The 14,240-nt window shown below is 30.4% G+C and carries 11 protein-coding genes; 1 reads left to right on the forward strand and 10 read right to left on the reverse strand.

All coding sequences use genetic code 11. The features are described 5' to 3' along the window. Positions 1 to 47 precede the first annotated feature (47 nt). Positions 48 to 443, forward strand: coding sequence for a hypothetical protein (locus AD998_13445; protein KOY87012.1), 396 nt, complete (start codon positions 48 to 50; stop codon positions 441 to 443). Positions 444 to 512: 69 nt separating this feature from the next. Here AD998_13445 and AD998_13450 read toward each other — a convergent pair whose 3' ends face one another. The 10 genes from AD998_13450 to AD998_13495 form a co-directional block, all read right to left on the reverse strand. Then, positions 513 to 1,598 (reverse strand): hypothetical protein, encoded by a 1,086-nt coding sequence (locus AD998_13450; GenBank protein ID KOY87013.1) that lies wholly within the window; start codon positions 1,596 to 1,598, stop codon positions 513 to 515. A 6-nt stretch (positions 1,599 to 1,604) separates the two neighbouring features. Then, positions 1,605 to 2,810, reverse strand: coding sequence for a glycosyl transferase (locus tag AD998_13455; protein ID KOY87014.1), 1,206 nt, complete (start codon positions 2,808 to 2,810; stop codon positions 1,605 to 1,607). A gap of 137 nt (positions 2,811 to 2,947) precedes the next feature. Continuing rightward, complete coding sequence (locus AD998_13460; GenBank protein ID KOY87015.1) at positions 2,948 to 4,027, reverse strand: hypothetical protein; 1,080 nt, start codon at positions 4,025 to 4,027, stop codon at positions 2,948 to 2,950. After that, positions 4,024 to 5,241, reverse strand: a complete 1,218-nt coding sequence (locus AD998_13465; protein ID KOY87016.1) for a hypothetical protein — start codon at positions 5,239 to 5,241, stop codon at positions 4,024 to 4,026. Before AD998_13465 ends, AD998_13460 begins: the two co-directional genes overlap by 4 nt. Next, positions 5,238 to 5,933: an acetyltransferase gene (locus tag AD998_13470; GenBank protein ID KOY87017.1), complete on the reverse strand. Its 696-nt coding sequence runs from the start codon at positions 5,931 to 5,933 to the stop codon at positions 5,238 to 5,240. Before AD998_13470 ends, AD998_13465 begins: the two co-directional genes overlap by 4 nt. Next, complete coding sequence (locus tag AD998_13475; GenBank protein ID KOY87018.1) at positions 5,930 to 8,323, reverse strand: hypothetical protein; 2,394 nt, start codon at positions 8,321 to 8,323, stop codon at positions 5,930 to 5,932. The genes AD998_13470 and AD998_13475 overlap by 4 nt, the downstream gene beginning before the upstream one ends. Before the next feature lie 129 nt (positions 8,324 to 8,452). Further along, positions 8,453 to 9,742, reverse strand: a complete 1,290-nt coding sequence (locus AD998_13480; GenBank protein KOY88205.1) for an exopolysaccharide transporter — start codon at positions 9,740 to 9,742, stop codon at positions 8,453 to 8,455. Positions 9,743 to 9,751: 9 nt separating this feature from the next. Next, on the reverse strand, positions 9,752 to 10,852 hold the full coding sequence (locus AD998_13485) for a hypothetical protein (protein ID KOY87019.1): 1,101 nt from the start codon (positions 10,850 to 10,852) through the stop codon (positions 9,752 to 9,754). Further along, positions 10,834 to 12,054, reverse strand: a complete 1,221-nt coding sequence (locus AD998_13490) for a hypothetical protein (protein KOY87020.1) — start codon at positions 12,052 to 12,054, stop codon at positions 10,834 to 10,836. The genes AD998_13485 and AD998_13490 overlap by 19 nt, the downstream gene beginning before the upstream one ends. Then, the gene (locus tag AD998_13495) at positions 12,029 to 14,122 is read right to left on the reverse strand and encodes a hypothetical protein (protein ID KOY87021.1); all 2,094 of its coding nucleotides are present in this window, start codon (positions 14,120 to 14,122) and stop codon (positions 12,029 to 12,031) included. Before AD998_13495 ends, AD998_13490 begins: the two co-directional genes overlap by 26 nt. Between the last annotated feature and the right edge of the window lie 118 nt (positions 14,123 to 14,240).

Genomic DNA, 14,240 nt, shown 5'->3' on the forward strand with positions numbered 1-14,240 from the left:
TTGAATCATCTAAATCATATATTTTCAAACTTAAAGATTAAAAGATTATGAAAAAGTTTTTCGCTTCGGCAATTGTTATGTTTTTTATGATTATTGGCACTCAAGCATTTGCTCAAGAAGGTACTTGGGAAAGAGTTGGTGTTAGAAAAGTTTCGTATGGTGTTGAAAAAGATGTAGTTATGGTTACTTCCAAAAAAGGAAAATTCACCAAATTACAACTCAAAGTAAAAGATGCTCCTGTAAATTTCAGAGATATGAAAGTATATTTTGGTAATGGTAGCGTTCAAGATGTTTCTTTAAGAAATACCATTCCTGCTGGTGGTGAAAGCCGTGTAATTGATTTAGATGGAGGTGAGAGAACTATCATAAAAATCGAATTTATTTATGACACAAAAAATAATGCCAAAAAACGTGGCACAGTAGTAGTATTAGCAAAAGAATAATCGTTTTGTTGTTGGGAATAAAAAAAGTCCTAAAAATTTTAGGACTTTTTTTATAAACTTATCTTTCAGTTAGAATTTTTGATGTTCGATTTTTTTTATTTTTTCCTGCCATTCTACTATTTGAGCATTGATTTCTAATATTTTTGAGCTAACCCAAAAGAAAAACAACATACTTACTAGCATCAATGTAAAGTTACCTAAATTTCCTATCATTAAGCTTATAATCAACAAAATACACAATACAAATACAATCAGAATAGTTGCCATTTTATGCCCTAAACCTAAAGAAAGTACCAAATGATGAAAATGTGTTTTATCAGCTTTGAAAGGGCTCTTTCCTTGTTTAATTCTAGCTCTATATACTCTTAGAGAATCGAAAACTGGTAGAAATAACACCCCTATAATACTAGGAACAACTATTGATGTCTTTTCTATTTTTTGAGCAGATTGTATTAATATTATTGCTGATACAACAAATACAAATCCTAGAAATAGAGAACCAGCATCACCCATAAATATTTTTTTAGTTTTACTGAAATTATACTTCAAAAAACCAATCAGAGCTCCTATTAGTGAAAAGTAAAATATCATTAATGATTGGTTATTAGTAATCCATGCCAACCATGAAAAAACAATTAACCCAATAATTGCTAAACCAGCCACTAAACCATCTATACCATCCATTAAATTAAAAGCATTTATCACTCCTGTTATTACTATAATAGTCAAAACATATTGCATTTCTGCTGGTATTTCATATATTCCGAGTATTCCATACATAGAAGTAATTTTAATCCCCTGTATAAAGCTAAAATGAGCTAGTAAAAGTTGAACTGCCAATTTTAATGAAGCTCGTATATCATTTTTGTCGTCTATTATTCCCACCAACAATAATATTGTTCCTCCTATCCATAGCCATTTAATTTTCAAAAAATCCTGCCAGCCTTGTATAGTTATTAGCATTGTAATTATCGAGGCTATCCATATACTAATTCCACCTATTAAAGGTGTATTTTGGTTGTGGATTTTACGCATATTGGGTTTATCGACCAAGTTTATTTGAATAGCTATTTTTCTCAGTAAAGGGGTGATTATAAGCACAAACATAAGAGATGTTATTACAACCATAATTTGAAGAAGCGTTTCCATAAGCATCAATATTTAAATACCTTTCATTATTTTTAAATGAGAAATTTCTAAGTCTAATAAATCAGAATAATTCAGCCTCGTAATTTCTGTTTCTACCAATGATTTGTCTTTGATAGTAAGCACTTCTTGTATCAAGAAACTATATTTTTGAGCTATTAAAGACCATTTATATCTTTTCTCTGCTATTTGATACATCTGATAAGCCATATTTTTAAGAGTACTCATAGAAATATTTTTGATCTTATATTTCAAGTCTTCTATATCTTTAAAGTATAAAGCTTTATTCTCTGTTGTTACTTTATTATATGCCACTTCAAAAGCTATAATTGGTAACTCTAAATACATTGCTTCTACTAAAGATGGATTTGTCCCACCTGCTGAATGTCCATGAATATATAAACTTGCATTACTACGAAGTATATCTAATTTTTCTTGTTCATAAATAGGATATAATATTGTAATATTTGCATAGTCTTGATATTGTTCTTTAAGATCTAATCCATAAGTACTTTTATTCCAATTCCCAACTACCACCAAATGTATATTTTTGAGTTGAGCAAAGGCTTCTAGAATAATATGTACATTATTTTCTGGTTCTATTCTACAGACTTTAAAAGCATAAAAGTGATTTAGAAAAGGGTATTTTATTTCTGCTTCAGGTGTTTTTTTTACTTTTAAAACATGATCCGAGCCATATTCAATAATTCGACTAAGTGTACCATAACGGGCTGCTGTATAGTCTTGAATAGCTTCGTTATCAGAAATATCAATATGCGAGTATTTTACTGCTAAGCTCTCTGCCCAAAATAAGTACCATTTAGCGAGTATATTCCATTTACCTCGTTTCCATTCAATGCCATCTATTGAGATGATAATTTTCTTTTTAGTAAAAAGTCTCACAAAAGGAAGCAACCAAGCTCCTGCTACACCTAATATCAATAAAACATCAGCATAAAGGACTGCATGGAGAATAGAAAGACTATCGTATATAATGCTTTGTATTCCATTTGCATCAAAGGGTAAATACTTTAGTTTAGCTCCTTTAAATGTTTTCGCTCTTTTACTTTGCTGATATTTTTTACCAGAGCAGTAAACTGTCATATCATAAGTAGAGCCTAAACACTCAACCAAATGTTCAGTAAGTGTTTCAAAACCTCCATAATTGGCAGGTAAACCTACTGTTCCAATTATTGCTATTTTTTTCTTTTCAAAATACATAAACATTCTATTTTAGTTTAAGAGTATATATCCAAGAAAGTGCCAATGTATCTAAATGGCTATTTGAACGTTTGTTAAGTGATATTTCAAAAAACAATATTCCAAAAAACGGAATACTGTTTTTTTATGGAAAAATATTAAGTTAAAATCTGTAAGCTTTTTTGTGCAAAAAAATCCGCAGAAAACACTTCTATTCTTTTTTTTGAATTTTCTGAAAGGGTTGTATAATGTAGAGGATTATCTAAAACTGATTGAAGTACTCTATTAAGCATTGTCATATCTCGACTATCTACCATAAACCCAGTTTTTCCATCTTCAATAACCTCTGTAATACCTCCAATGGCAGGAACAATTGCTGGTAATCCATATGCCATACCTTCAATAATTGTTAATCCAAAAGTTTCTATCCAACTATCTGGCTTAGATAAGTTCAGAATAATATCAGCCCACTGATAAAATGGATGTAGATTCGTTTGTACATCAAATATTTCTATATTATAAGGCATTGTTACATTTTTAAAAAATTGTTGTATTTCTGTTTGATGGGCATTAAGTACCAATTGAAAAAAATATTTAGGATTGTCAGAAGCTAATTGTATAAATTCATTTATACCTTTATATTCTTTTAAAGAACACACCATCAACACATTATTTTGTTTTTGTTTTTTCTCTCGATTTTTTTCGGCAATATTGAGAAAATGATTTTCTATAGAATTATAGATAATATGTGTTTTCTTATTTTTAATACAATAGTTATCAGATACATATTTTGAAACAAACACAATTTCATCTGCAAACATTTTTATCACCTTAAATAAAAACCATTTTAATATTTTAGGCTTTATACTCACCTCATGAACATGGTATATTACTTTACATCCTTTTAACTTACCCAAAAAAGCTGCTCCAAAAGGTAAAATTGTATTTACATAGACTATATCTGTCTTTTTTACAGTTTTAAACATTTTTATCACCAACCAAATTTGGCTTAGTGTATAAAAAAACAAACGTAACCAACGATTTGAGGAGTATTTATACCAGCCTTTATGGTAAATAACATGATTGATATCTGATAAAAAACCTTTATTTTGAGATGTATACAAATGAACACTATAACCATACGCCCCCCATGTTTTAAGAAGCTGCATTAATACTTTAGGGCTACCACTATAGTCGTTGAGCAAGTGAAAAGCGAATATTCTTTGTGTAATTTTCATAAGCTTTGATAGATTTTTTGTAATTGTTCACCTCTGATATTCCAGTGAAATTTTGTTTCAAACAGATTTCTTGCCTGATGGCTTGCAGAAGCATAGATTTTCTTATCTTTAAATATTTTCAAAATACTTTTTGCAAGATTTTGGATAGTATCCTTGTAGTTTGTAGGGGTAATAGCAAAACCACAAGACTCATCAATAAACTCCCCTGGACCTTCATTTTTGAGACAAATTACAGGCAATCCAAAGGAAAGGGCTTCTGCAACTACCATTCCTGCACCCTCATGTGATGGGAATAAAAAAGCTGAGGAAGATTTATAGATTTCCATTAAGTCTATTCTATTAATCCAGTTTATGAACTGTACTTGTTTGTCTAAGCCACAATCATACACCATTTTCTTATACAAATCTTCTTCTTTACCACTTCCTACTATAAGCAAACGACATTTTTGAGCTTCTTTTTCTGAAAGTGTCCGTATGAATTCATGAAAAGCCTGAATAGTTAAATCAAAACCTTTGAGAGGCACAAGCCTGCCTACAGAAATCAATGTAAATTGTTTTTGATCTTTTTGATAACCCATTCCATAGTCTTGTGTGGCTACGGATGGTATCACTGAAAAGTTGTCTTGTAAATTTAGATGAGATGCAACCTTAGAATTCATACAAATAATATGATTTGCTTTATCAATCGTATTCTTAAGAGCATTAGAAAATCTCCAAAATAGTTTCTTAATCAACCATTTTCCTTTTTCTTCTATTTGATATTTGAATGAATAAGGTTTTAAATATTCTTTTGGAATTGGTGAGTGATGTCCAACAGGTCCCCAAACAAAAGGTTTTTGTAGTTTCCATAAATAGGAAGGAGTCCAGTCATTATGAAAATTCAAGTTATGAGCAATATCAAAGTGAAGTTTTTTCTGTTTGATAAAATTCACTACTCCTTTTTGCCACATCCAATAATATAACATAGCTCCTCTTCCTCCTTTCTTCCAAAAACGCATCCAATAAGGCAAATCAAAATAAAGGAACTGGATATTCTGATAAATCTCAGCAGGGTTCTCCTGCATGAATTTCCCAATAGTTGCTTGATTGTTTTCTCTTGTTACAACTATTACACGATTAAATCTGGCTATTTGTAGAACAAAATTCCACCCCATACCATCTTCTGATCCTTTGTAGGGATTGATGGCGTATGCAGTCGCAAGGATTGTTTTCATGCAGCTATTCTATTTTTGATTATTTTGGCAGGAACGCCACCTATAATACTATTACTTGGAAAAGATTGTGTTACAACTGCTCCTGCAGCAATAATACATCCATCTCCTATTTCTACCCCATCCAAAATGGTTACCTTACTTCCTATCCAGCAGTTTTTTCCAATTTTGATACCTTTTCTATTCACACCCTGCCATCTGATAGATTTTGAATAATCACTATAATGATGGTTTTCTGGGTGGCAACTAAAATATTGCCCAATAATACATTCATCTCCTATTTCTAAACCTCCTCCACCACCCAAATAAGCAAATTCTCCTATTCCTACATGGTTTCCAATCCTGATAAATTCTCCTAAATGATGCAGTGAAGTAGATATTACAATTCTACTGAAGGATCCCAGACTAAAATTATCTCCAATTTGTACTCCATCTTTACCTAATGCACTGATATACACATCATCTCCTAATTTCATAAACTTTCCAAATTTGATAGAAGGTGTATTGAAAAAACTTACATTTTTTCCAAGAATAGCCATTTTAGGGTTTTTAAAGCATAATAAAAGCTTGAATCCTCTTAAAAGCCCCCAGCATATATTCCAAATAAAGGAAACTAAAACCCATGATGTCAATTGAGTATCAAATGCAAATTGAGGGTTTCGTTGCTGAATCAAGTATTCTATGAACTTTTTCATACTATTTTACTTGTAATTTCTTTGGTGATCGTTTTCAGTGTTTTTTGTAAATCTATATTCTCTATCACTAAATAATGATTAGGAGATTTTTTGTCTAATTGCCTAAAAAGAGTACTATATTGATGGTTTATGTGTTCTATATCTTCTTGTTTTAATTCTTTCTTACGATTTAGAATAGTATGAGCATCTGCATACAAGAAGAAGTTAAGTTGAGGTTTCAATAAGAAACAATATCCTAATTTCATAATCCATTTAGGCAGTATGATATTGCTACGAACACCATCGTTGATAAAATCAAAGTAATAACGGTCGTATAAAACCACATCACCACGTAAAATGTACTTAAAGTGAATAATAATTTGTCCTAAAAGGTAGTCTGTATAGTAATAAGCAAAACGAAGTAAAGAACTTATTACATTTTTATTTTTACCCTGTCTTGGTAAGGTCTGAGCTGTATCTCGTTCAGCTTTTTCTTTCCCTTTTGTCCATGCACTCAAAATAGGTAAAATAGAAGGCCTGTGGCGAAGGATAATCACTCTTTTTCTTAATCTCTTCTCCAATTCTTTTTTAGATAATTCAATCACTGTAGATTTTCCAGCTCCGTCTGCTCCACTAAATGTAATCATCATACCTTTTGAGAACATTATTCTTTTAACCACATCCATATAATAATGTACTTTATTGAGCCATTTATTCATTCCTAAATTAAAAGGTTGTCTTAGTAGATATTTTATTAAGTATCTATGATTAGTCTTGTCTTCCAAGAAAAATGGATATAATAGACTATCAACCTCCTCTGAACTTTTGCCCAAGATTTCTTCGTAAGGAGTGTATTTAGTAGGTATATTTTTACCATTTAAACCATAGAAAAAGCCAATATATCTGATAGAGTTCATTAATGATACTTTTTTGGTACCCTGTAAATCAGTATAAGCTGTTTTTAAAATTTCTTTCATATCTAGAAACTGTACTGACTTTCTTTTGAAGCTATGAATCAAGTCTATACTTAAAATACTATTTTCTGTCGTTTGAATAAGAATATTAGAATATGTATGATTATTTGTAAAAACAGCTCTTTTTGTAAGAGAATGATTTTTTAAATATTCTACCAAAGAATTGGCTAAAGGTTTTTGTATACAAATATCTATATCTGAGTACTCTTCTAATTGTTCTGGGGAAGATTCAGGGAGTTTAAGACCTGCATATTCTTGCTTGAATAAAAAATCAAACGTATCAAGAATTAATAGTTTTCGATGAACTACATGATTTTTGAGTGCAAAACTAATAGCATCGTTCCATGTATTGAGTAGCCAATTTACTTGTTTGTGCCATTGGTGTTGTTCAGAAAAGATTTCTAAGTAGTTAATTGTATTAATAATCAGATATAAAGAAAGATATGTTCTGAAACAAAAGTCATCTTTTAGTTTAAAAGCCTTAATAGTTTTATATAATTCATTTTCTATTTCTGTCCAATTTTTATGTTCTATCAAAATTCCTTTTTGAATGATGTAATGAAATGCATCAAAGGCTAAAGGGTAATTTTCTGATGCAAGTTCCCAATCGTATATAAAAAGTTTCTGATTGGTTGTTTTAAGCATATTCCAAGGTGTAAAATCCCCATGAGCCAATGAAACCATTATATCAGAATCATCAATAGATTGTATTAGAGATTTTAGTTTCTTAAGCATTCCTTGTGGAATAGTGAAACTTTGTTTGGTAGTAAGATTTTCCAATCTACTTTCTATTTCATGGTATTGTAAGAAGTCTTTTTTTGAAGTTTTTTTACCCATCTTCAAAAATATCTCTGTCAATACACGATAATGAATAGTTTCAAAATTAAGTGTACGTGTTGAATTTCTTGTGCAATCTGATAATTTAATGTGTTGATTAGTTTCTCCTAGTATTTCAGGGATATAGAAAGACTTGAAAGCGAAAGTATTTAAAGTATTGATGATATGTTTTTCTTTTAATATTAATTTTTCGGAAGCTGTATTTAAAGCTATTTTCAGAAACAATCCTTGATTATATTGATTTCTAACATAAACCAAGTATTTTCTGTTAGGTCCAGTAGTACCTGTAAAAATAGATATATTACTCTCCCAATAGTTTTTCAATACACTATCATTTTCAGCTATTTCTGCATATACTTTCTTATGAATCCATAAAATATGTTGTAAATGTAGCCCAAATATTATTTTGCAAACCCATACAAAAAATTTAGATTTTAGAGTATTTGCATTATAAAACCTAAGAAATTCGGGTTTTTCATTATCCACAGACCATATCCAGCGAGGTGTACCATCTGGATTAACAATGTAGTAAAAAGCTTTAGACACATTTGTTCTACTTTTTACTATTTTTAAACCTAAAACTGACATGATATTTTCCATAATCTAAGATGTTTATAATCATGATATGCCAAACATAATACCATTTCTAAAAACAAATGATTATCAGGCATTTAAACAAAAAAATAATTATAAAAATTCCATTTTTAGGATATATTCCATAAAAAAGACTTAGTAATTTACTAAGTCCTTTCTTCTTTTCTTTAATTGTACTCTTTGTTTAGGAGTGAGAATTGAGCTCTTTTTAAAGGAAATGTAAAGAATCATGAGTTGATAGAACAGAATGCCATAATTGGATTCACCAAAAATGCCAAATTCTGTAAAAGAATTGATAATTAAAGGAATAAAAAGACTCAATAGCATGAGTTTCTTCTCTTTATTCTCTCTGAAAATTCCTCGAAAAGTAAATACCATTTGAAATATTACGATTGTAAGTCCCACAAACCCTAAATTCATTAATACTTGCATGAACGTATTATGAGTCATTTTTCCTGGGTAAGTATGAGCACTCTGAAAATACTCTTTATAATCAATTCTCATAAAACCAAAGCCCAAAAGAGGCTCTCTAGGCAAACCTTCGTTGATGAGAGCTGTCCAAAATGGTAAACGCCCTGTCATACTCAATACTTCTTCCATACGGCTTGTATCACCATCTTTCAAAACAACTTTATAGATAGCTACAGGTGATATAACCATCAATCCCACCATAATTATCATTTTTATACGTTTATTATCAGACTGCATTACATGAAATCCGATAATAAGCAATGCCCCTATCAGTGAAGAGCGAGAACCCGTTGCATACAATCCATAAAAAAGAATGATTAATTTAAAAATAGTCCATTTTCTGGAATGATTTCTTTTTAAATCAAATAATAAACCTGCAACTCCAACACCAGCCAGCATTCCTAATTCATTGGGGTTCATTAAATATCCTCCCAATCTAGCTTCTTCTCCTCCATGAGTCATCCGATAAAATACGTCAGGGTTTACCCACATTCCTATTACGAATATTAATATCAAGATAAAACAGCTATTTCCAAGTAAATTATAAAGTCTGATTTTATGATTTGGAAAGTATTCATCTAATAAATACAGGCTCTTTATAAAATAATAACAAAATACTAGTGTTTGGGTAGTCATAAACCATTGTAATGCACTATAACCTACATTGGTACTCCAAAGAAAAGATGCTAATCCTAAAAATAAATAAATAATATAAAAAGTGGAAGAAAGAATATTATGGGTTCGAAGTGAATCTACAGCTCCAAATCGAATAATTTTTTGATAGACTACATAAGAAAAAAATAGCATGCCCATTCGTCCTATTACTTTAATAACTCTGGTAATCACTACATTTTCACTCCATGTAAAAAAACAAGCCACCATCAGCAACAGCAACCAAAATAGTTGTTGATCTACAAGTTTCAAGAACTTTTCTTGTTTTCTATCAAATGTTATATTTTCCAATTAGCTATATAATTTATCATATTCATTCACAAGAATATCCCATGCAAATACTTCTTTGAGCATTTTTATATTGTTCATACCAAAGTGACTTACATTTTGGGCATCATACATTTTTTTGATTGTTTCAAAAGCCTGTACTAATTCTTGTTCTGAGTTATTTTCAATAGCTATGCCAGCATCATAATTTTGAATATATTCTGCAATATTTGTCGCATGTGTAACCACAGAAGGAATGCCTAAAGCTGCCACTTCTAAAACAGACGATGGAAGCCCCTCATTCCTTGAAGGATGAGCAAAAACATGCATTTTACTTAATAGTTCTTCCTTTTCTTTACCAAATTTTTTACCCCAAAAAATTACATTTTGGAGCTGTTTTTCTTTTATCTGATTTTCTAAAAAGCTTCTTCCTTTTCCATCTCCAACAATCCATAATTGGGAATTTCGGTTTGTTTTTTGGAAAACTTCAAATGCATTCATTAATAAATCTAAACCTTTTGTATAAACATCTAATCTACCCATAAAGCCTATTACAAAACCTGATTGATAAGGTTGTGAACTCTTTTTATTTTCTACAAAATCAAATCCATAAGGCAATAAGAATGATTTACTATTTGGGAAAATACTATCAAGCCCTTTCATTTCTGTTTTACCAAGAGAATGAATTTTATAAACTTTTTCTAATAGCTTTTTTTCAAAAAGATGAAAATATAGTTTTTTCATCCATTTACTTCTTTTCATGGCTATGGTATTATAAGCTCCATGAGGTGTCAAAACAAACCTAATTTGATATTTAGCAAATAAAATAGCCAAACTACTATAAATAGGTATCCATCCTCCATGTAAATGAAATACAGCTTCCTTTTTTTCCAGTATTGCTTTTTCTAAGGTTACATCAATTTTAAAAGGATTTTTATGTATTGGAAAAAGTCTCGTTTCAAAACTTCTTTCAGGATAATTATGTGTCAAATCTTTCGATATTCCCCAAAGACTTACTTGTTTATTAGCTTTTGATTGCTCACTTACAAGCTGATAAACAACTTTATTTACACCATTCAACCTTTCGGGATTGGCTTTGCCGAGTATTAAATGAATGATTTCCATATTGAAAATTTCTTAGTGAGTAAAATAGTCTGCCAAAATAAAATTAGAATAACCTGAGAAGAAATAAGTCCAATCAATACACCTATCAAACCCCAATGTGAAAGCATAAAGTCAAATGAAACGATTGTAAATGCAAAACTGATAAGATAACCATAGAAAAAATACTGGTTTAAGATAAGCACTCTGATGGCTATTCTAATGGGTTGATTGATAAATATCAGAATATATAAAATTACCATTCCATTGATAAGGAAAGCATGTTCTGCATATTCTACACCTCCTGCCATAACAATTATAGACTCTGAAAACAAAGTAAAAAGTAATAGAATAAAGCCAAACCAGTAAAAAGCCTGCTTATTGGAATGGGCAAGATAACCAATAGCATGTGTGGTAGATTTTGAGAGATGATAAGAAGTTTGGGGAATAATGTAATTCTCAAACACTTGTAAAAGCATATTTAATAATCCGAAAAGACTCTGAACAAGCCTTAAAGCTCCTAAGGCTTGTACTCCTAAGTACACCCCCGAAGCTACCACGAACAAATTGGAAGCTCCCCATTGTACCAAAGAAGACATGATAAGCCATTTTCCTTCTTTAATATGATGAAACCAGTATCCTTTCCAATCCTTATAATTAAAATTGTAAGGTTTTAAATAAGTCATTAATATTAGAATAACTAATAAATAGCTAAAAGATTGATAGATACAAATGTTCTCAATAGTAAGGAGATTAGTCCAAATAAGCCATAATATGGACATTATTTGCATTAAACTTGCCAAAATATCCAGATAAAGAGTCTCCTTTAATTTATTAAGTGATAATAATATCTTCCGAGCATAATCATTGAGTGTAAAACCTACTCCAAACAGCCACAGAGATACATTTAAACTTTGCTTGGTAGGTATGAAGATAATATATAGAATTGTTGTGAGAAGTGCTACACAAACAATTTCTAACCAAAATGTAAAAGATTTGTACGTTTCCTTATTTTTTTGGTCGCTTACCTGAAAAGGCTGTATTACAAGTCCACTAATCATACTGATTACAAAGTACAATACCAAAATTACTCCTGAAAACACTCCAAAAGAGGTTTTATCTAAATTACGGGCAATAACCAATGTAGTTAAGAATGTTGTTCCACTGAATACAACCTGATCTGTAACTATGAGCCATTTTTTATTTTGATATAACTTTTGAAGCATAGCTTATTTTGTTTTTTAGTGATACACATAATTCTATGGTTTTTCTAAATACTACTTTTATGTCCTTCAGCAAACTGGGATTATATCCGTATCTATTAAGCATGAAATGTATATTGGGCAATTGGAATTCCTCCTTCATTAAATCTACCTTTAAAATACTTTTTGCTGGAGAAAGTCGAGTATCTACACATACAAGATTTAGATCTGCAAGTGCCATTGTGGGTAGAGTCAATTGTTTCCCTATACTTTCATTCAGGATAAATACTTGCTCAAATTCAAGTGTATGGCTTTTTATGAATTCTTGAAACTTTTGATTTGAAAACCTTTTGATTTGCTGTGTATTTATATGAAGTACAGCTACATTTTCATCTATATATTCTATACTTTGAGAACTTTTAGGAGCATTAAAGTCTATCAATAAAGCTTTTCTACCTTGCAAAGCATAATTATTCAACAAATTCTTTGTTATAAAAGAAGCTCCTTCTACAAGACTGAAACCTGTCAGACAAGTAATTCCATGATTTTTCAATAGATTTTTAATTTCTAATTGTGTGATAGTTTTTAGAAAGTAATCTTCTATTTCTTGTTTTTTTAGTTTGGGTATTGTTGCTACAATAGGTATCATAGAATTTTCTTCAATAGTTTCCTTATCGTTTACTCTTGCTTTCAAGGCATGTACTAAAAATATCAGAAGCATTGCTCCCATCATCCCTAATAGAGATGACACAATTTTAATAATTGTTTTATTAGGTGAAACAGGCTCTTTTGAAGCCATTGCAGGTGTTATAATTTTATGAAAAGCTATTTTTGCAGCTTGAGCAATTTCTGCTTCTATCTTTTTTTCATTCAAGAAGTTGTATGTATTCTGATAAATATTAAACTCTCGATTGTAAATGGTCATCATGTACTCTTTTTCGGGTACAGGTACAAGTTCCGATGAAGCCAACACAATATCTTTGTTTAGATTATTATACTTACTTTCAAGATTTTTACGAGTATTGGTGATACTCTCTATCATGTAGCTTGTTAAATCGTTAATTTTCGAATCTATGACTTTTACTCTCTCATCATGAGAGGTATAGGTCATCAGTAAATCTCTTTTTTCTGCTTGCAAATTCTTGACTTTCTTTACAATTTCTGTTGAAAGTAAATCTGTAAATGCCTCAAAATTAGGTGCTAGTTCCAAAAAATTATCTTTACCATTTTGGATATACTTTTCTAAATCTTTTACAGCATCCAAGCTCATTTTTAAATTGGTTTGCTGAATTTTTAGTTGAGATATAGTCCTTAGATTCGTTTCCGTTTCTTGTCTTAAATTTGTAATCCCCTTTTGATTACGATAGCTCAAAATTTGTTGTTCAGATTGAGAAAGCTTGGTTTGAATCCCCTTAATTTGGTTCCCTAGAAAATTGACAGCAGTATTGGCAGCACTATATTTAGATTCTATATAATCTTCAATATAGGCTTTGGCTAATGCATTAGGTAAAGCTGCTGCTTTGTGTGGGTGTGCTGATTTATAACTAATTCTGATAACAGGCACATCCTTATCAACGGCCATAATATTAAGGTTTTGGCTTATTTCTTTTAACACTTTATCTTGGCTATTAACAATAAACTCATAATTATCTGTTAATTTCAAGTCTCTTCTCTGCTCAAACAAGGATTGGTTCAGCTCTAACATTAATTTTGTATGATTTAAAATCAATGTATCTCCTATTTTTCCAAATACTTTTCTCCCAGAATTATCTTCTATGATAAAAGTCTGATTTTTTAAAAGATTGAGCTGAAACCTTTTATCCTCGATGGTTTTTGTGGTGTTAAAAGTCTTTATCTTGAAAGGAGCGTCATCATATAATTCTACTTTCTTGATTTTACCTACTCTAAATATTTGAACGTGGAAATCAATACTTTTCAATGCTTTTTCTAAAATTGTTTGTGATTTTAAAACTTCTATTTCAGCATTAATTTTATTAGTAGAAGCAAAAACATCTAAATCTTTAAACAAATTACTATTCGGCACACCCTCTCCAATATCAGCTAAGCGTAGTTTAGCTGTACTTTCGTACATTGGTGTTACATATTTCAAATATCTTGAAGCTATTAAATAGGTTATGACCATTAGAATTACGATAATAGGTAATCCACGCAGGTAAGGCTTTAAAAATCTTAAACTTTCTCCCATAGTT

It is taken from the genome of bacterium 336/3 (assembly GCA_001281695.1).
Lineage (GTDB): Bacteria > Bacteroidota > Bacteroidia > Cytophagales > Thermonemataceae > Raineya.